At 70.0% G+C, this 17,838-nt stretch carries 18 protein-coding genes; 7 read left to right on the top strand and 11 right to left on the bottom strand.

Annotation, left to right across the window (positions count from 1 at the left end; translation table 11 throughout):
- Both V7E45_RS19930 and V7E45_RS19925 read right to left on the bottom strand, forming a co-directional pair.
- On the bottom strand, nt 1–774 hold a 774-nt coding region (locus tag V7E45_RS19930; RefSeq protein WP_333775541.1), incomplete at its 3' end, for a phosphoribosyltransferase domain-containing protein.
- Nucleotides 775–818: 44 nt separating this feature from the next.
- Nucleotides 819–1,985 carry an HpcH/HpaI aldolase/citrate lyase family protein gene (locus tag V7E45_RS19925; RefSeq protein ID WP_333775540.1) on the bottom strand — a complete coding sequence of 389 codons (1,167 nt, stop codon included), beginning with the start codon at nt 1,983–1,985 and terminating at the stop codon, nt 819–821.
- A gap of 175 nt (nt 1,986–2,160) precedes the next feature.
- Between V7E45_RS19925 and V7E45_RS19920 the strand changes: the two genes are divergently transcribed.
- A complete protein-coding gene (locus V7E45_RS19920; RefSeq protein ID WP_333775539.1) occupies nt 2,161–2,973 on the top strand; it encodes a TerD family protein in 813 nt (270 codons plus the stop codon).
- Between the two features lie 3 nt (nt 2,974–2,976).
- Here the strand turns inward: V7E45_RS19920 and V7E45_RS19915 are convergent, their stop codons facing one another.
- The 6 genes from V7E45_RS19915 to V7E45_RS19890 form a co-directional block, all read right to left on the bottom strand.
- Nucleotides 2,977–3,714, bottom strand: coding sequence for a TerD family protein (locus V7E45_RS19915; protein WP_020939770.1), 738 nt, complete (start codon nt 3,712–3,714; stop codon nt 2,977–2,979).
- Nucleotides 3,715–3,867: 153 nt separating this feature from the next.
- Nucleotides 3,868–5,007, bottom strand: coding sequence for a DUF475 domain-containing protein (locus V7E45_RS19910; RefSeq protein ID WP_333775538.1), 1,140 nt, complete (start codon nt 5,005–5,007; stop codon nt 3,868–3,870).
- Between the two features lie 79 nt (nt 5,008–5,086).
- Complete coding sequence (locus V7E45_RS19905; RefSeq protein WP_333775537.1) at nt 5,087–5,665, bottom strand: TerD family protein; 579 nt, start codon at nt 5,663–5,665, stop codon at nt 5,087–5,089.
- A gap of 100 nt (nt 5,666–5,765) precedes the next feature.
- Complete coding sequence (locus tag V7E45_RS19900) at nt 5,766–6,341, bottom strand: calcium homeostasis/redox stress adaptation protein (RefSeq protein WP_020939773.1); 576 nt, start codon at nt 6,339–6,341, stop codon at nt 5,766–5,768.
- 149 nt (nt 6,342–6,490) lie between these two features.
- Nucleotides 6,491–6,949 carry a peroxiredoxin gene (locus V7E45_RS19895; protein ID WP_333775536.1) on the bottom strand — a complete coding sequence of 153 codons (459 nt, stop codon included), beginning with the start codon at nt 6,947–6,949 and terminating at the stop codon, nt 6,491–6,493.
- Nucleotides 6,950–7,109: 160 nt separating this feature from the next.
- On the bottom strand, nt 7,110–7,550 hold the full coding sequence (locus V7E45_RS19890; RefSeq protein ID WP_333775535.1) for a DUF3052 domain-containing protein: 441 nt from the start codon (nt 7,548–7,550) through the stop codon (nt 7,110–7,112).
- Between the two features lie 436 nt (nt 7,551–7,986).
- Between V7E45_RS19890 and aceE the strand changes: the two genes are divergently transcribed.
- Together aceE and V7E45_RS19880 are read left to right on the top strand one after the other, a co-directional pair.
- Nucleotides 7,987–10,734, top strand: coding sequence for a pyruvate dehydrogenase (acetyl-transferring), homodimeric type (gene aceE / locus V7E45_RS19885; RefSeq protein WP_333775534.1), 2,748 nt, complete (start codon nt 7,987–7,989; stop codon nt 10,732–10,734).
- A 93-nt stretch (nt 10,735–10,827) separates the two neighbouring features.
- Nucleotides 10,828–11,571, top strand: a complete 744-nt coding sequence (locus tag V7E45_RS19880; protein ID WP_333775533.1) for a potassium channel family protein — start codon at nt 10,828–10,830, stop codon at nt 11,569–11,571.
- Between the two features lie 71 nt (nt 11,572–11,642).
- Here the strand turns inward: V7E45_RS19880 and V7E45_RS19875 are convergent, their stop codons facing one another.
- The gene (locus V7E45_RS19875) at nt 11,643–11,951 is read right to left on the bottom strand and encodes a small hydrophobic protein (protein WP_333775532.1); all 309 of its coding nucleotides are present in this window, start codon (nt 11,949–11,951) and stop codon (nt 11,643–11,645) included.
- A 231-nt stretch (nt 11,952–12,182) separates the two neighbouring features.
- Nucleotides 12,183–13,802, bottom strand: a complete 1,620-nt coding sequence (locus V7E45_RS19870) for an MFS transporter (protein WP_333775531.1) — start codon at nt 13,800–13,802, stop codon at nt 12,183–12,185.
- Nucleotides 13,803–13,867: 65 nt separating this feature from the next.
- On the opposite strand from V7E45_RS19870, the gene V7E45_RS19865 reads away from it, so the two are divergent.
- From V7E45_RS19865 to V7E45_RS19855, 3 genes are all read left to right on the top strand, one after another.
- The gene (locus V7E45_RS19865; RefSeq protein WP_333775530.1) at nt 13,868–14,494 is read left to right on the top strand and encodes a TetR family transcriptional regulator; all 627 of its coding nucleotides are present in this window, start codon (nt 13,868–13,870) and stop codon (nt 14,492–14,494) included.
- A gap of 92 nt (nt 14,495–14,586) precedes the next feature.
- Nucleotides 14,587–15,804: an alpha/beta hydrolase gene (locus V7E45_RS19860; protein ID WP_333775529.1), complete on the top strand. Its 1,218-nt coding sequence runs from the start codon at nt 14,587–14,589 to the stop codon at nt 15,802–15,804.
- Between the two features lie 66 nt (nt 15,805–15,870).
- Nucleotides 15,871–16,731 carry a DUF4429 domain-containing protein gene (locus tag V7E45_RS19855; RefSeq protein ID WP_333775528.1) on the top strand — a complete coding sequence of 287 codons (861 nt, stop codon included), beginning with the start codon at nt 15,871–15,873 and terminating at the stop codon, nt 16,729–16,731.
- Nucleotides 16,732–16,789: 58 nt separating this feature from the next.
- Here the strand turns inward: V7E45_RS19855 and V7E45_RS19850 are convergent, their stop codons facing one another.
- Nucleotides 16,790–17,245: a MerR family transcriptional regulator gene (locus V7E45_RS19850; protein ID WP_333775527.1), complete on the bottom strand. Its 456-nt coding sequence runs from the start codon at nt 17,243–17,245 to the stop codon at nt 16,790–16,792.
- A 96-nt stretch (nt 17,246–17,341) separates the two neighbouring features.
- On the opposite strand from V7E45_RS19850, the gene V7E45_RS19845 reads away from it, so the two are divergent.
- Nucleotides 17,342–17,818 carry a GNAT family N-acetyltransferase gene (locus V7E45_RS19845; protein ID WP_333775526.1) on the top strand — a complete coding sequence of 159 codons (477 nt, stop codon included), beginning with the start codon at nt 17,342–17,344 and terminating at the stop codon, nt 17,816–17,818.
- Nucleotides 17,819–17,838 lie beyond the last annotated feature (20 nt).

Here is a 17,838-nt window from a genome sequence, read left to right as displayed (position 1 = left end):
GTCGTCGTGCGGGGGCCGGTGCGCGGCCGTGGGCGTGGGGCCGGTGGCGTCGGCGGGGGTGTGGCGGGCGACGAGTTCCTGTCCCTTGCGGAGTACGTCCTGGGGCAGTCGTACGGTGCCGGAGGCGGCGGCCACCAGGTCGACGCGGGCGCCGATGTCGTCGGCGAAGCGGCTGAGGCGGGCGGTGTCCTCGGCGGAGCGCATGTCGACGAGGGCGACGACCACGTAGTGGTCGCGGGGGTGGCGTGCGTGCAGGTCCCGGATGGTGTTGAGGACGGTGTTGCCGGTGGAGAACTCGTCGTCGACCAGGACCAGTGGGCCGTCGCCGGCGAGCAGGGCGGTGTCCTCGGGGAGCAGCAGGTGGGAGGTGGCGTGGGAGTGGGACTCCTCGAAGCCGCCGGCGGGGGTGAGGCCGGGCACGGGGCGGCGGGTGGAGTGCAGGTAGGGGGCGAGGCCGAGGCCGTCGGCGACGCAGTGGCCGAGGCCGGTGGCGGTCTCCGCGTAGCCGAGGACGACGGCGGAGGCGGCCCGGGTGTCACCGAGCAGTTCGCGGACGCGGCGGCCGAGGCGGAATCCGTGGTCGTAGACCACGGAGGGCGACTGGGGTACGTGCTTGCCGAGCACGTGGGAGACGAGCAGGTGGGCCCGCTTGGGGTTGCGGCGCAGCGCGAGCCCCAGCAGGGCCGGCAGGCCGTCGTCGCCCTCGAGTCCGACGCCGAGTCGCTCGGCGACCCAGGTGCCGGACCAGACTCCGTCGTTCACTGCGTTGTTCATGCGTTCCTTGGGTTGCGGAAGGTCGGCCGGAGTGTCCGGCGGTGTCAGCCGGGGATGCCGGCGGTGAGCAGTTCGACGAAGCCGATGTCCTCGTTGGCGACGCCGAAGACCTCGGCGCGCAGGAGGGTCCGTTCGGCCCAGGCGCGGTGCGGTTTCACTTCGTTCATCTTGTTCGTGTAGGCCGACCGGAGTACACCCCCGCCGCCGCGTTCCGGCCGGAGGATGTCCTGGGCGTCGCTGAACTCCTCGTGGCTGACCACGGACAGCGCGTGCACGGGCAGGACGTGGGAGGGGTGGATGCAGGTCTTGCCGAGCAGGCCGTTGGCCTGGTCGAGGGAGATCTCCCGCAGCAGCCCGTCCATGGCGTGCTCGATGAGCTTCTCGCGCAGTTCGACGGCCTGCACCTCGAGGAAGGGGCTCTGCCGCAACTGTGGCTTGAACATGCGCTCGGGGACCCGGAAGTACTCCCAGACCGGTCCGGTCACGGTGAATCCGGTGCCGTCGGCCCGGCCCAGCATGTTGACGACGTCGGCGATCACGGAGGCGACGACCTGGACGTCGTAGGCGGTCATGTCGGGGGCCCGGCGCAGGCCGTAGGAGGAGCAGAAGTCGGTGACGCCGAGGCGCAGGGCGAGCACCCGGTCGCGGAACTTGCCGACGGCGCGGGCGATGCCCTCCAGGGTGTCGACGCGGGACTCGCGGTAGAGGAGCTCGGGGGACTCCAGGACGGGCATGGCGAACAGGCGGCGGCCGCTGTGGGCCTCGGCGTGGCTGAGGGCCTCCAGGAAGGGCAGGCCGCGTTCCTCGGTGAACTTGGGCAGCACGAACCCGGACAGCAGCCGTACGGAGGCGCCGAGGCGCTGGACGAGGTCGGGTATCTGTTCGGGGGTGCGGACCCGGATGAACAGCAGGGGCGGCTCGGTCTCCGGGCGGGTGTCGAGGTCGGCGAACTGGCGGACGAGGTTCTCCTCGCCGGCGACGACGTCGGCGTCGTCGATCGAGTCCTCCAGGCACAGCACCATCGAGACGACGCCGTTGGCGGCCTGCTTGGTGATGTCGTCGGCGAGCCGGGGCCGGGTCGCGGGGCTGTACAGCGTGGCGCCCAGGGCGGCGGAGAGCAGTCTGGCCGGGGAGTCGGCGGTGAACGCGCACGGTTCCTGGTGGAACAGGCGCTGCCGCTCCTCGGGGACGATGTGCCCGAAATGACGCATAGGACTCCTCAGGGCGCGAGCCGAGCCTGTGGATTCGGTAAAGGGTGGCCGGTAATAGTACGTAGGGATCGATGTCGGGGGTTCCCTTCGGGCATGAATTTCCGGTAACTCACCCGTGTCGGTGTCACCACCCCCCGCATTGTCGTGGCCAGGACCGAGAGGGCAGGATGACGGCATGACGCACGCGATGCTGAAGGGGTCGAACGTCCCGCTGGAGGCCACCACGGTGCGCGCCGTGCTGCGCTGGACGCCTGGGCAGGGTGTTCCGGACGTGGACGCCTCGGCGCTGCTGCTGGGCTCCGACGGCCGCGTGCGCTCCGACGAGGACTTCGTCTTCTACAACCAGCCCCGGCATCCGTCCGGGACGGTGTGGCGGCTGGGCAAGAAGCGGATCACCGAGGGGCTGACCGACACGATCCAGTCAGAGCTGTCGGGGGTGGAGCCGGGGGTCGGCCGCATCCTGCTGGTGGCGTCGGCGGACGGGTTGACCTTCGACCGGGTCCCGGCTCTGTGCATCCTGCTGTACGACGCCTCCGTGGCCGACGGCGAGCCGCTGGCGCACTTCGAGATCAAGCCGGAGACCGGTGCGGAGACCGCGCTGATCTGCGGTGAGCTGTACCGGCGCGGGGAGGGCTGGAAGTTCCGTGCGCTGGGTGAGGGCTATTCGAACGGTCTGAAGGGCCTCGCGACGGACTTCGGTATCTCGGTGGACGAGTCGGAGGCGGAGGAGGAGCGGGGGCAGGCCCCGCCGGAGACCACCTCGCAGCCGCTGCCGCCCGAGCAGCCGACGTCGGTGCCGCCGCAGCCGGCGTACGGCTATCCGCAGCCGACGTCGGCGCGGCAGGCCCAGCAGCCGTCGTACGGCTATCCGCAAGCGGAGAGCCGTCCCGCCTACGGCTATCCGCAGGCGCCCCAGCCGGCCATGACGGCTCCGCTGGACCCCAATTTCCGGCTGCCGCCGCAGGGGCCGCAGTTCATCGGCCGGTAGGGGTCACCGCTCCACCTTGGTCTTGTAGCCGCGGCCCCAGGTCAGGCCCCAGCCGTAGAGCCGGTCGAGTTCTCCCTGGAAGCCGTAGACGAACTTGACCTCGCGGCGGACGAGCAGTTCGTCCTTGACGTTCTCGATCATCACGACGGCGCACGAGCGGGCCTGGGGGTGCCGCTCGTCGAGGCCTATCTCGATCCTGGGGCCGTTGCTGGGGTAGAGCGTCACGATCGCGTGGGTGCGGTCGAAGGCGGGGGTCTGGTCGTAGATGTACACGAAGACGAGCAGCCGCTTGATCGCCTCGCGGTGGTCCAGGTTGATGTACATGGTCTCGCCGGACGCCGAGCCGAACCGGTCGTCGCCGCTGAGCTTGATGTACGGCGGCGCGTTGACGTCGCCGAGGTAGCCGCCGAGGGGCTGGACGACCCCCTTGGTGCCGTCCATCAGCTCGTACAGGCAGCCGAGGTCGAGGTCGACGTTGACCATGCTCTGGCCGTGTCCGAGCACCTCGGGGGGCCGCAGGGCCTTGAAGGGGTGCCGGAAGAGGCTGGTGCGCTGGTTCTGGTCGAAGTCGGAGGTCCGCATCCGCCAGGCCAGGTTGATGCGCAGGTGGCCGGTGGCCGCGTCCTGTTTGGTGAGGGACACCTGCTGGTGCCGCCTGGTCAGTTCGATCGCGTTGGTCGCCGCGCTGCCCGAGTCGAAGTCGGCGGCGCGTCCGCCCCGCAGCCCGTCGAAGAAACCCATGCCCGCCCCCGGATGGTGGTCTGTGAACGCCGTCGGGGCGGCCGACCGTGTCGGCCGCCCCGAACAGAGCGTTCCTCACCGGACGGGGCGCCACACCCCGTCCCGCCCCTGATCATGCCCCTGAGGGGCGGCCAGGGGTGGTGGTCCGTCCCGTCAGACGCCGGAGGAGACCTCCGCCTTCTCGCCCGCGCCGTCGCCGGACTCCGCGAGGGCGCGGTTGCGGCGGACGGAGGACCAGAAGGACCAGGCGATCAGGACGACGCCGACGAGGCCGGTGATGACCTCGTTGATCTCGTACTGGATGGTGACCATGAGGATCACGGCCAGGGCGCCGATCGCGTAGTGGGCGCCGTGCTCCAGGTAGACGTAGTCGTCCAGGGTGCCCTGGCGGACCAGGTACACGGTGAGCGAGCGGACGTACATCGCGCCGATGCCGAGGCCGAGCGCCATCAGGACGATGTCGTTGGTGATGGCGAAGGCGCCGATCACGCCGTCGAAGGAGAACGACGCGTCCAGGACCTCCAGGTAGAGGAACATGAAGAACGCGGCCTGGCCGGCCAGCACGACGGCGGGCTTCTTCTTGCCCGTGCGGGCGGCCTCTTCCTCCTCCTCGTGCTCGCGCTCCTCCTCTTCCTCCAGCTTGTCCTCGAAGTAGCCGGAGAGGCCGCCGACGACCATGTAGGTGATCAGGCCGGCGATACCGGCGATCAGGACCGTCTGCGCCTTGTCGGCGTGGGCGCCGCCGTGCTGGTGGGCATGGGTGGCGAAGGTGAAGGAGGTGATCAGCAGGACGATGAGGGCGATGCAGACCGACAGCATGTCGACCTTGCCGAGCTTGGCCAGGGGCCGCTCGATCCAGCGCAGCCACTGGATGTCCCGGTCCTCGAAGATGAAGTCGAGGAAGATCATCAGCAGGAACATCCCGCCGAACGCGGCGATCGACGGGTGGGCGTCGGTGACCAGCTGCTGGTAGCGGTCCTTGTTGTTCAGGGCCAGGTCGACGGCCTCGACCGGGCCCATCTTGGCGCTGATGGCGACGATGACGACGGGGAAGACCAGCCGCATACCGAAGACCGCGATGAGCACGCCGACCGTGAGGAAGATCTTCTGCCAGAAGGCGCTCATCTTCTTCAGGATCCCGGCGTTGACCACCGCGTTGTCGAACGACAGCGAGATCTCCAGGACGGCGAGGATCGCCACGATCCCGAAGGCGGTCCATCCCCCGTAGAACGCCGCCGCGACCAGACCGAGCGCGGTAATCGCGAACGACCAGCCGAAGGTTTTCAGAAGCACAGTGGCTACCCCATCGTGTTGTGGGGGCACCTCCCAGACGAAGTCTGGGGGAGGGTTTCCCCCGCGCTGTACTCAGCTTTTACGAAACGTTGACTCCGAAGTCTAGAGCGATGCCGCGCAGGCCCGAGGCGTACCCCTGTCCCACGGCTCTGAACTTCCATTCGCCCTGGTAGCGGTAGAGCTCGCCGAAGATCATCGCGGTCTCCGTGCTGGCGTCCTCGCTGAGGTCGTAGCGGGCCAGTTCCTGCCCGTCGGCCTGGTTGACCACGCGGATGAACGCGTTGGAGACCTGTCCGAAGGTCTGTCCGCGCTCGTCCGCCAGGTGGATCGAGACGGGGAAGATGACCTTCTCGCACTGGGGCGAGACCTTGGTCAGGTCGATCAGAATCGATTCGTCGTCGCCCTCGCCCTCACCGGTGAGGTTGTCACCGGTGTGCTCGACCGAGCCGTCGGGGCTGGTGAGCTGGTTGTAGAACACGAACCACTCGTCCCCCAGCACCCGGTTGCCCGCGCCGCACAGCAGGGCGCTGGCGTCGAGGTCGAAAGGGGCGCCGGTGGTGGAGCGCGCGTCCCAGCCGAGCCCGATCAGGACGTTGGTGAGGTTCGGTGCGGCTTTGGAGAGGGAGACGTTGCCTCCCTTGGCGAGCGTGACGCCCATGATGCTGGTCCTCCCCTGATGGTGCTTTCCCTGGTTGTCCTGCACGTCCGGCGCCGACCGTAAACGGTGCGGCGCCGGACGGATGCGGGGGCTTCGTGCGTCAGACGTTCACGCCGAAGTCCTGGGCGATACCGCGCAGGCCCGAGGCATAGCCCTGGCCGATGGCGCGGAACTTCCACTCCGCGCCGTGCCGGTACAGCTCGCCGAAGACCATCGCGGTCTCGGTGGAGGCGTCCTCGCTCAGGTCGTAGCGGGCGATCTCCTGCTCGCCCGCCTGGTTCACCACGCGGATGAACGCGTTGCGGACCTGGCCGAAGGACTGCTGGCGGTTCTCGGCGTCGTAGATCGACACCGGGAAGACGATCTTCTCGACGTCGGCCGGGACGCCGGCCAGGTTGATCTTGATCTGCTCGTCGTCGCCCTCGCCCTCACCGGTGATGTTGTCACCGGTGTGCTCGACCGAGCCGTCGGGGCTCTTGAGGTTGTTGAAGAAGACGAAGTGCTGGTCGCTGGCGACCTTGCCGGAGCTGTTCAGCAGCAGCGCGCTGGCGTCGAGGTCGAAGTCGGTCCCGGTCGTGGTGCGCACGTCCCACCCGAGACCTACGATCACGGCGGTGAGGCCCGGGGCCTCCTTCGTCAGCGATACGTTGCCGCCCTTGCTGAGGCTGACTCCCACGGGTCCTCCATGTGGTGTCCAGGGGCGAGAGCCCCGTCGTGCTACGGATATGGGATCAACGTGCCGATCCTAGTGACGGGTTCCCGCCCCCGCAGACCCTGGACCCGAAGAACCACAGGTGTCGGATCACCGGTCGGCCACCCGCCGGCTCACAGGGTGTCGAGCGCCTTCACGTACTCGTTCAGGTCGCGCGCGTCCGGCAGCCCGTTGACCACGGTCCACCGCACGACGCCCTCCTTGTCGATGACGAAGGTGCCCCGGACGGCGCATCCCTTGTCCTCGTCGAAGACGCCGTAGGCGCGCGAGACGTTGCCGTGCGGCCAGAAGTCGGAGAGCAGCGGGTACTCCAGGCCCTCCTGCTCGGCGAAGACGCGCAGGGTGTGGATGGAGTCGTTGGAGACGGCGAGCAGCTGCGTGTCGCGGTCCGCGAACTTCGGCAGGTTGTCGCGCAGCTCGCACAGCTCGCCGGTGCAGACGCCGGTGAAGGCGAAGGGGTAGAACAGCAGGACCACGTTCTTCTCGCCGCGGAAGTCGGCGAGCCGCACCGGGCGGCCGTGGTTGTCCTTGAGCTCGAAGTCGGGCGCCTTGTCGCCGACCTGGATCGCCATCGTCGTGCTTCCCTTCGGTGGGCTGAACGGGTGAGAGCGCGGAAGACGCTCGGCACCACCCTACGCAGCGATCACCGCGGGCCAGGAGTGGGCTCACGGACGGGCCGGCCGATGCCGGCCCGTCCGCGGCTCCGAGGACGAGGCGGGTACTACCTCTCGACTACCTCTTGCCGGACTTGGCGGCCTTCGGCGTCGCCAGGCGCGAGCCGCTCCAGTCCTTGCCGACGCTGACGCTCTTGGACGCGGTCAGTCCGGCGGTCGTCGCGGCTTCCGAGATGTCGCTCGGCTCCACGTACCCCGAACGGCCGGTCTTCGGCGTGAGGAGCAGGATGGCGCCACCCTCTTCGATGTACGTGGTGGCGTCCACCAGCGCATCCGTGAGGTCACCGTCGTCATCACGGAACCACAGCACGACGGCATCGGCCACGTCGTCGTAGTCCTCGTCCATGAGGTCGGCCCCGATGACCTCCTCAATGGCCTCGCGGAGCTCCTGGTCGACGTCGTCGTCGTAGCCGATCTCCTGGACCACCTGCCCGGGCTGGAACCCCAGCCTGGCGGCAGGGTTCGTCCGCTCCTCCGCGTGGTCCGCGGTCGCGCTCACGGGTTGCCTCCTGATCATGTCTTGATGAATATCTCAGCCACGCGCGTGCGCGAAGCATTGGCCGTAGTCCACACGGGCGGGACGGATCGCGCAAGTACCCGGCCGTTCAGACCGCCGAAACGGTGACGATCCTGGCCGTGTCGCCGCAACTCCTGGCACCGTACCCCGATTCGTCGGGAGCCACATCACACCGATGTGCCCGCTTTGCGCGGTTCGGAACCATCCAGGACTCCGACTCTCGAACAACTATGCCAAGTCCGTCACACCCCGGGCGTATCGTTGCGTTTTGACCGGCCCGCCGCCCGGGTTACCTCGGGGTAGAGATGACGTACACCTTCCCCGAGGTACACGATGGGGACCGGTGCAGGAGCGAGAAATACCGGGGAAGAACCGGAAAAACCGAATAAAAGCGGCCCTCTGACAGGTAAGGAACAGCGTGCCTTCCGGATCCGATCGCAATCCGATCATCATTGGCGGCCTTCCGAGTCAGGTTCCTGACTTCGATCCCGAGGAGACCCAGGAGTGGCTCGACTCGCTCGACGCCGCCGTGGACGAGCGCGGCCGGGAGCGGGCCCGCTATCTCATGCTGCGCCTGATCGAGCGGGCCCGTGAGAAGCGCGTGGCCGTGCCCGAGATGCGCAGCACGGACTACGTCAACACGATCCCCACCAAGAGCGAGCCGTTCTTCCCGGGCAACGAGGAGATCGAGCGCAAGATCCTGAACGCCACGCGCTGGAACGCGGCCGTGATGGTCTCGCGCGCGCAGCGCCCGGGCATCGGGGTGGGCGGCCACATCGCCACGTTCGCCTCCTCCGCCTCCCTGTACGACGTCGGCTTCAACCACTTCTTCCGCGGCAAGGACGACGGCAAGGGCGGCGACCAGGTCTTCTTCCAGGGCCACGCCTCCCCCGGCATCTACGCGCGTGCCTATCTGCTCGACCGGCTCAGCGCCGAGCAGCTCGACGGCTTCCGCCAGGAGAAGTCGAAGTACCCGAACGGGCTCTCCAGCTACCCGCACCCGCGCTCCATGCCGGACTTCTGGGAGTTCCCGACGGTCTCCATGGGCCTCGGCCCGCTCGGCGCGATCTTCCAGGCGCGGATGAACCGCTACATGGAGGCGCGCGGCATCGCCGACACCTCCGACTCGCACGTGTGGGCGTTCCTCGGGGACGGCGAGATGGACGAGCCGGAGTCGCTCGGCCAGCTGAGCATCGCCGCGCGCGAGGGCCTGGACAACCTGACCTTCGTCGTCAACTGCAACCTCCAGCGCCTGGACGGCCCGGTGCGCGGCAACGGCAAGATCATCCAGGAGCTGGAGTCGGTCTTCCGGGGCGCCGGCTGGAACGTGATCAAGCTGATCTGGGACCGGACCTGGGACCCGCTGCTCGCCCAGGACCGCGACGGCGTCCTGGTGAACCGGATGAACACGACCCCGGACGGGCAGTTCCAGACGTACGCCACCGAGTCCGGCGCCTACATCCGTGAGCACTTCTTCGGCGACGACCTGCGGCTGCGCGCGATGGTCGAGAACATGACGGACGACCAGATCCTGCACCTCGGCCGCGGTGGTCACGACCACCGCAAGATCTACGCGGCGTTCAAGGCGGCCAAGGAGCACAAGGGCCAGCCCACGGTCATCCTGGCCAAGACGGTCAAGGGCTGGACGCTGGGCCCGAACTTCGAGGGCCGCAACGCCACGCACCAGATGAAGAAGCTGACGGTCGACGACCTCAAGCGCTTCCGCGACCGGCTGCACCTGCCGATCTCCGACAAGGAGCTGGAGTCCGGCGCGCCGCCGTACTACCACCCGGGCCGGGAGACGGAGGAGATCCAGTACATGCACGACATGCGCAAGGCGTGCGGCGGGTACGTCCCGACGCGTGTCGTGCGCTCCGAGCCGCTCACGCTGCCGGACGACAAGACGTACGCCACCGTGAAGAAGGGCACCGGCCAGCAGTCCATCGCCACCACGATGGCGTTCGTCCGGCTGCTCAAGGACCTCATGCGGGACAAGGAGATCGGCAGGCGGTTCGTGCTGATCGCGCCGGACGAGTACCGCACGTTCGGCATGGACTCGTTCTTCCCGAGCGCGAAGATCTACAACCCGCTCGGCCAGCAGTACGAGTCGGTGGACCGGGAGCTGCTGCTCGCCTACAAGGAGTCGCCGACCGGCCAGATGCTGCACGACGGCATCTCGGAGGCGGGCTGCACGGCCTCGCTGATCGCGGCCGGCTCCGCCTACGCCACCCACGGCGAGCCGCTGATCCCGGTGTACGTCTTCTACTCGATGTTCGGTTTCCAGCGCACCGGTGACCAGTTCTGGCAGATGGCCGACCAGCTGTCGCGCGGTTTCGTCCTGGGTGCGACCGCGGGCCGTACGACCCTGACCGGTGAGGGGCTGCAGCACGCCGACGGCCATTCGCAGCTGCTGGCCTCGACCAACCCGGCGTGCGTCGCGTACGACCCGGCGTACGCCTACGAGATCGCCCACATCGTCCAGGACGGCCTGCGCCGGATGTACGGCGGCGACGCCGAGCACCCGCACGGCGAGGACGTCTTCTACTACCTCACCGTCTACAACGAGCCCATCCAGCACCCGGCCGAGCCGGCGGACGTGGACGTCGAGGGCATCCTCAAGGGCGTCCACCGGGTCTCCGCGGGCACGGCCGGTGCCGTACCGGCGCAGATCATGGCGTCCGGTGTCGCGGTGCCGTGGGCCCTGGAGGCGCAGCGCATCCTCGCCGAGGAGTGGAACGTCCGGGCCGACGTCTGGTCGGCGACCTCCTGGAACGAGCTGCGCCGCGAGGCCGTGGCCGCGGAGGAGCACAACCTGCTGCACCCGGAGGAGGAGCAGCGGGTGCCGTGGGTGACGCAGAAGCTGAGCGGCGCCGAGGGTCCGTTCGTGGCCGTGTCCGACTGGATGCGATCGGTTCCGGATCAGATCGCCCGGTGGGTGCCCGGGACGTACCAGTCGCTGGGCGCGGACGGCTTCGGCTTCGCCGACACCCGGGGCGCGGCCCGCCGCTTCTTCCACATCGACGCTCAGTCGATCGTGGTGGCGGTGCTGACCGAGCTGGCCCGGGAGGGCAAGGTCGACCGGTCGGCACTGAAGCAGGCGATCGACCGCTACCGGCTGCTGGACGTCGCGGCGGCGGACCCGGGGGCCGCGGGCGGCGACGCGTAGCGGCCCGCCCGGCGGCCGGGCACGGCCGCGCGCACGGCCGCGGGCGGCGGAGCCCAGGTCTCCGCCGCCCGCACGTTTCTTTACGATGCGGACATGGAGCGACAATCGGCGCAGCTTCGGTGGGAACGGCACACCCAACGGCCCCTGCTGGCGCTGGCCGTGGCCTTCGCCCTCGCGTACGCGGTGCCCATCGTGGACGGTTCGGCCGGCCACTCGGTGACGGCCCTGTGCACCGTGGTGGAGTGGACGGTGTGGGGCGCCTTCGCCATCGACTACCTGATGCGGCTGGCGCTCACCCCCCGGCGCGGGGACTTCGTCCGGACGCACTGGCCCGACCTGTGCGCGGTGGTGCTGCCCGTGCTGCAACCGCTCAGGCTGCTGCGGCTGGTGTCCACGCTGCTGCTGGTGGGGCGGCGGGCCCGGATGGCTCCGCAGATCCGGCTGACCACGTACGTGGTGGGCTCGGTGATCGGGCTGCTGATGTTCGGCTCGCTGGCCGTGCTCTCGGTGGAGCGGGACTCGCCGAACGGGAACATCCGGACGCTGGGTGACGCGGTGTGGTGGTCGTTCACGACCATGACGACCGTGGGGTACGGGGACCACGCCCCGACGACCGGGCTCGGGCGGATGATCGCGGTCGGTCTGATGCTCTCGGGGATCGCGCTGCTCGGTGTCGTCACCGCGAACATCGCCGCCTGGTTCATCTCCCGGTTCGAGAAGGACGACGTGGAGGAACGGCGGCAGACCGAGGCGATCGCCGCGCTGGCCGAGGAGGTCCGGCTGCTGCGGGCCGAGGTCGCCCGGCTGGCGACGGAGCGGCAGGAACAACCGCGCTGACCCGCGAACGCGCGGCGGCCCGCGGCGCGGCGGCTGTGCCGCCGGCTGTCCGCGGGCCTCCGGTCGTCCGGTTACAGCAGCCCGTGTCCCCAAGTGGCCGCGCCCGCCAGGGCGATGATGGCCAGAAGAGTGTCGATGGCACCCAGCACCAGGGCCACCAGGGCCGGGATGCCGTGGTCGGAGGACCACTTGCGGCCCATCGACTGCCAGCCGCAGAACATCGCGACCGGGCCCAGGACGATGCCCAGTGCGAAGAAGCCGGCCACGGCGCAGATCGTGCCGATGACGCCGAGCGTCGCACGGTCCGGCCCGCTCCGTTGCCATGTCCGGCCACGTGACCGGGGGTACCCGCGCGTTCCGTGCCCGAAGCCTGCCATCATCAACTCCCTGGTCGTCGTGGACAGTTCGGCTTCACAGGGCGGGTACCCCGGATACGCGCGGACAGACCTGCGCGCGCTGCCCCCCTCCAGCAGCGCGCGCCGCGGCCCGTGCCCCCCATGCCCTGCGGAGGACTTGACCCACTGTGACCTGCGGCGCACGCCGAGGGCGAGGGATCTTCGGCGCCATCACCCTGATAGGCGAATCCGCCGACCAGGACCGGGCGGTCCGGATCAGATGTGACCGACGCCCGCGCCCGCCTCCGCGTTCTCGCCGCGCTTGGTGAGCAGCGCGACGAGGACCGCCACCGCCGCCACGCCCGCCGCGACCAGGGAAGCGAGGCTCATTCCGGAGATGAAGGTGTCGTGCGCGACGGCGGTGATCTTCGCGACGAACGGCTCCGGGGTGCCCTTGGCGATGGGGGCCACGCCGACCTGGACGGCCTCGGAGGCCTGGTCGAGCTGCTGCGGGGTGAGCTTCGGCAGTCCGGCGCCGGTCCAGTTGGCCTGCAGGTCGTTGTCGACCTTGGAGGCCATCACGGCGCCCAGCACCGCGGTGCCGAGGCTGCCGCCGATCTGCATGGCCGCCTGCTGGAGGCCGCCCGCCACTCCGGACAGCTCCATGGGCGCGTTGCCGACGATGACCTCGGTGGCGCCGACCATGACCGGCGCGAGGCCGAGGCCGAGGAGGGCGAACCAGACGGACATCGCGCCGCTGCCGGTGTCGGCCTTGAGCGTCGACATGCCGTACATGGCGATCGCGGTCGCGGCCATGCCGCCGGCCAGCGGGATGCGCGGGCCGAGCTTGGTGATCGCGGCGCCGGCGAGCGGCGAGCCGACGATCATCATGCCGGTGAGGGGCAGCAGGTGCAGACCGGCGTCGATGGGGCTCATGCCGTGCACGTTCTGGAGGTAGAACGTCACGAAGAACAGGCCGCCCATGAAGGCGATCGCCATCAGGACCATGAGGACGACGCCCGCGGACAGCGGGACCGAGCGGAACATGCCCAGCGGGACGAGGGGTTCGGCGACCTTCGTCTCCCAGACGGTGAAGAGCGTGAACAGCAGCGCCGAGGCACCGATGAAGAGCCAGGTCCTGCCGTCGCCCCAGCCCCAGGCCGGGGCCTTGATGAGCGCCCACACCAGGCAGAACATCGCGCCGGAGAGCAGCGCGATGCCGAGCACGTCGAAGGAGCGCGGCGCGTTCCGGGCGCGGTGGTCCAGCAGGATCAGCAGGCCGAGGACGAGGGCGATCAGGCCCACCGGCACGTTGATGAAGAACACCGACTGCCAGTTGACGTGCTCGACCAGGACACCGCCGAGGATCGGGCCGCCCGCCGTGGAGGCGCCGATCACCATGCCCCAGATACCGATCGCCATGTTGAGCTTCTCGGCCGGGAAGGTCGCCCGCAGCAGGCCGAGCGCGGCCGGCATCAGCAGCGCGCCGAAGAGGCCCTGGAAGACACGGAAGGTGACGACCGCGGCGATGCTGTGGGACAGGCCGATGGCGCCCGAGGCGGCGGCGAAGCCGGTCACGCCGATGAGGAAGGTCTGCCGGTGGCCGAAGCGGTCACCGAGCTTGCCCGCGGTGATCAGCGAGACCGCGAGGGCGAGGAAGTAGGCGTTGGTGATCCACTGCACGTCCGAGAAGCTCGCGTGCAGGTCCTTCGCGATGGCCGGGTTGGCGATCGCCACGATGGTGCCGTCGAGGGCCACCATCATGACCCCGACGGCGACGGTGATGAGGGTGAGCCACGGATGGCCGCGCAGCCCCGTGGCCGGGGTCGGCTCCGACGCGGCGGCGGCCGCCTTGTCCCCCGGCCCCGTGGTGTCGACGGTGGTCTGACTAGTCATGCGCTGAGGCTAGTGACAGCCACTGACAATTGACAAACCAATTCACAAGTCGGTAACTGACAGATATGGAAACTCTGCGTGAGCGCAAGAAGCAGCGCACCCGGGACGCGCTGGTGCGCTCCGCGCTCGAACTGTTCACGACCCAGGGCTACGAGCGCACGACCGTGGACGAGATCGCCGGGGCCGTCGAGGTCTCGCAGCGCACCTTCTTCCGCTACTTCGCCGGCAAGGAGGAGGTGGCCTTCGCCGTGCAGGAGATGACGGAGGCGCACTTCGTGGCGGCGGTGCGGGCGCGGCCCGCGCACGAGGCGCCGATGGAGGCGCTGCGGCAGGCGGTGCTCGAGGGCTGGGAGGCGATCCGGGAGACGGTCGAGTCGGCGGTGCCGGTCGAGCTGTACCTGCGCATGTACAAGACGATCGAGTCGACGCCCGCGCTGCTCGCCGCCCATCTGCGGCGCTCGGCCGCCACCGAGGAGACCATCGCGCGACTGCTGGCCGAGCGCGAGGGGGTCGACGTCGACACCGACCCTCGCCCGCGGCTCGCGGTGGCCGTCTTCGGCGGGGTGATACGGGTCACCGAGCGGCAGTGGAGCACCGGCGACGACTTCAGTCTGCTGGCGATGCGTCAACTCACCGCGTCCTACCTGGATCAGGTGGGATCGGCACTCATCGGGAACTGGCGTACCACATGAGGACGTTCCGAGATCGTTCGACGCTTGCCGAAACGTGATACCTGTCACTCGGTTACCGCGAGACCCTCTCGTTCTCCTAGTGTGTCCTCCCAGTGACTTCCTTCGACACCTCTCCGCAACTCAACGTCTGGCGCGCACTGCTCGCGCTGGGCGTGGTGTTCGTGATGCTCGCCACCACGGGCTGGACCGCACTGCGCACCCACCGTGAGCCGAGCGCGCTGCAGGCCTCGCTCGACAAGTGGCGGCACGGCGGCGTCCACGGCCTCCACCTGCCGGACCCCGTCTCCGACCCCGCGCGGCTCACCCGCTTCTTCGCCTCGCTGACCCCGCACGAGCGCGACCGTCTCGCCCACCGCTACCCGCTGGCGGTCGGCAACATGAACGGCGCGCCGGTCTCGCTGCGCTACCGCGCCAACCACATCGCGCTGGGGCAGGCCCGCAAGGTCGAGAAGAAACGGATGCACGACAGCCGGCTCAGCACGGCGGGCCAGCAGGAGGCGGGCCGGCGCATGCACCGCTACGAGGCGCTGATGAGCCGCGGCCGCCACATCCTCGCCTTCGACCCCGCGGGTTCGGGCCGGGTCGCCGAGGTGTTCGGGAGCCTGCAGAAGGCCGACAGGATCTCGGTCGTCGTCCCCGGCGTCGACACCGACCTGCTCACCTTCCAGAAGACGAACCGCCCCTACACCGCCGCCGTCGGCATGTCCAAGGCGCTGTACGCGGCCGAGCGGGCGCAGCGCCCCACGACGCGTACGGCCGTGATCGCCTGGGCCGACTACACCGCGCCGGACGGCCTCGGGGTGGACGCGGCGACCGGGCTGCGCGCCGAGGAGGGCGCCGTACGCCTGAACGCGCTGCTGCGCGCGCTGCCCGGCCGGGCCCCGGTGTCGATGATCTGCCACAGCTACGGCTCGGTGGTCTGCGGGGTCGCCGCGCACGGCATGCCCCGCCGGGTGACCGACCTGGCGGTGGCCGCGAGCCCCGGCATGCGGGTCGCCAGGGCCTCCCACCTGGGCACCTCGGCCCGGGTGTGGGCGATGCGGGACGCCACCGACTGGGTGCAGGACGTGCCGTACCTGGAGCTCGGCGGCCTCGGTCACGGCGCCGACCCGGTGTCCTCGGCGTTCGGGGCGCGGGTGCTGTCGGCCCGGGAGGCGCAGGGCCACGCCGGTTATTTCCAGCCGGGCACGGACAGCCTGCGCAACCTCGCCTACGTGGGGGTGGGCGCTTTCGACGAGGTGACGTGCGCCCGTGAGAACGACGCCTGCCGGGCCGGTCTGCCCGGCACTACCACGGCCGGACGCGCGTAGAAACAGCAGGAAGTGCGGTCTGCGCGGGTGGCGACGGAGGAGCACGTGCCGCATACGATGAGCCGCATGGGTGACGTACTGGCGGGTTTTCATGCCGTCTGGGAGTTCGAGTCCGACTCCGTGCTCATCCGCTACGAACGGGGGATCCGGACACCGAAGCTGTTCCAGGCGCTCGGCGAACGTCGGGTCCCGCTGGCCGCGCTCGAAGAGGTGACGCTCACCCCGGGCCGACGCGGCACGGTCGCGCTGCGGTTGCGGCCGCGCCCCGGTGCCGACCCGCTGATGGAGGCGGCCGCCGGACAACTGCGCGAGGGCTCCGACCCGTACCGGCTGGTGCTGCCGGCGGAGCGGGAGACCCTCGCCGAGTACTACGCCGACGAGTTGACGGCACTGCTGACGAAAACCGCGTCCGGGCCGGCCGACCGCTATCTGGTGGCCGCGCCCGAGGGGCCGCTGCAGTTCAAGGCGTACGACGGCAAGGCGTTCTTCGACGGGACGACCGTGCAGTTCCGCTGGTCCTGGACCGGGGCGTCCTCGGCCAAGTGGAAGGCCGGGGACCAGAGCTTCCCGGTCGCCGGCCTCAGCGGGGTGGAGTGGCGGTCGCCGGAGGTCTTCGAGGGGCACCTGCGGCTGCTGCCGCGCGAGGCCGCCGGGCCGGCCGCTCCCGTGCAGCCCGACCAGGACCCGGCCGCTGTGGTCTTCGGGCTCGGTTACGGGCCGGTGCACGAGTCGCTGCCGTTCGCGGCGGCCGTCCTGGCCGCGGTACGCAGCCGCGGGGCGGTCCCGGCGGCGGCGCCGGCCCCGGCACGGCGGGACCCCGCGGACATCGCCGAGCGCATCCGGCACCTCGGGGAGCTGCACCGGGCGGGACTGCTCACGGACGAGGAGTTCTCCGCCAAGAAGGCGGAACTGCTGGCCGAGCTGTAGGGCCTGTCGCGAAAGTGGCCTCGGCCCGCCCGAGCCCGGGCGAGGCCGGCCGCGCCGCCTACCGCTCCCGTGCGTAGAAGCTGATCTTGCGGTCCAGCACCGCGAGCGTGTCGTGCAGCTCCGCGATGCGGGTCAGCACGTCCCGGCGGGTGGACTCCAGCAGGGCCTGCCGTTCCGGGTAGGTGCCGTCGCCCTCCCGCACCAGCTCCGCGTACCGGACCATGTCCGCCACCGGCATGCCGGTCAGGCGCAGTTTGGTCACGAAGTCCAGCCAGTCCAGGTCGCGGTTGCTGTAGCGGCGCTGACCGGTGTGCGAGCGGTCGATGTGCGGCATGAGGCCGATCCGCTCGTACCAGCGCAGCGTGTGGGCGGTCAGGCCGGTGAAGGCGACGACCTCGCTGATCGTGTAGCGGTCCTGGCCGTCGGCGCGCGGGTGACGCCGGGGCGGGGCGGAGCAGATGTCGGCGGGGCTGGTCGGCGCGGTGTCCGCTGGCGGGGTCTGCATCACCGTCATGCCCCCACGCTATGGCCTTCGAGTGCACTCCAAGCAAGCGGATACCGGTAAGAAATCCCGGGGCGCGCCCCGGGTACGCCGGGTTAGCGTGCGGTCATGGATCTCGTACGCCGGGCCGTGCCCGAGGACGCCGCGGAAGTGCTGCGCCTGCGTCAGGTGATGATCGACTCCGTGTTCGGCGGGGGCGTGGGTGGCGCGACCGGCTGGCAGGCCGAGTCCCTGCCGACGCTGCGCGCCAGGCTCGGTGAACACGACGGTGACTTCGCGGCGTTCGTGGTGGAGCACCCGGAGCGGCCCGGGGCGCTGGCCGCGCTCGTGGCGGGGACGGTGGAGTACCGCATCGGCAAGGCCGGCAATCCGCACGGCCGGGTGGGGCACGTCTTCAGTGTGGCGACCGACCCCGACGCGCGGCGCCGCGGGTACGCGCGGGCGTGCATGGAGGGACTGCTGGACTGGTTCCGCGGGCGTGGGGCCGGGCACGTGCTGCTGAACGCCTCCCCCGAGGCGGAGCCCCTGTACTCCTCCCTCGGTTTCGCCCGTGATCCCGACCCCTCGATGCGGCTGCTGCTGTGAGTCGGCACTAGGCTCGCCGG

The sequence above is a fragment of the Streptomyces sp. IBSBF 3136 genome (genome assembly GCF_036815105.1).
Lineage (GTDB): Bacteria > Actinomycetota > Actinomycetes > Streptomycetales > Streptomycetaceae > Streptomyces.
The sequence above is the reverse complement of the archived record's forward strand: the minus strand, read 5'-3'. Positions and strand labels throughout refer to the sequence as shown.

What these genes read in the sequence shown, in the direction of transcription:
- V7E45_RS19925 (WP_333775540.1), bottom strand. Translation starts at nt 1,985, where the DNA reads ATGCGTCATTTCGGGCACATCGTCCCCGAGGAGCGGCAGCGCCTGTTC.
- V7E45_RS19920 (WP_333775539.1), top strand. Translation starts at nt 2,161, where the DNA reads ATGACGCACGCGATGCTGAAGGGGTCGAACGTCCCGCTGGAGGCCACC.
- V7E45_RS19915 (WP_020939770.1), bottom strand. Translation starts at nt 3,714, where the DNA reads ATGGGTTTCTTCGACGGGCTGCGGGGCGGACGCGCCGCCGACTTCGAC.
- V7E45_RS19905 (WP_333775537.1), bottom strand. Translation starts at nt 5,665, where the DNA reads ATGGGCGTCACGCTCGCCAAGGGAGGCAACGTCTCCCTCTCCAAAGCC.
- V7E45_RS19895 (WP_333775536.1), bottom strand. Translation starts at nt 6,949, where the DNA reads ATGGCGATCCAGGTCGGCGACAAGGCGCCCGACTTCGAGCTCAAGGAC.
- V7E45_RS19880 (WP_333775533.1), top strand. Translation starts at nt 10,828, where the DNA reads ATGGAGCGACAATCGGCGCAGCTTCGGTGGGAACGGCACACCCAACGG.
- V7E45_RS19875 (WP_333775532.1), bottom strand. Translation starts at nt 11,951, where the DNA reads ATGATGGCAGGCTTCGGGCACGGAACGCGCGGGTACCCCCGGTCACGT.
- V7E45_RS19870 (WP_333775531.1), bottom strand. Translation starts at nt 13,802, where the DNA reads ATGACTAGTCAGACCACCGTCGACACCACGGGGCCGGGGGACAAGGCG.
- V7E45_RS19865 (WP_333775530.1), top strand. Translation starts at nt 13,868, where the DNA reads ATGGAAACTCTGCGTGAGCGCAAGAAGCAGCGCACCCGGGACGCGCTG.
- V7E45_RS19855 (WP_333775528.1), top strand. Translation starts at nt 15,871, where the DNA reads ATGGGTGACGTACTGGCGGGTTTTCATGCCGTCTGGGAGTTCGAGTCC.
- V7E45_RS19850 (WP_333775527.1), bottom strand. Translation starts at nt 17,245, where the DNA reads ATGACGGTGATGCAGACCCCGCCAGCGGACACCGCGCCGACCAGCCCC.
- V7E45_RS19845 (WP_333775526.1), top strand. Translation starts at nt 17,342, where the DNA reads ATGGATCTCGTACGCCGGGCCGTGCCCGAGGACGCCGCGGAAGTGCTG.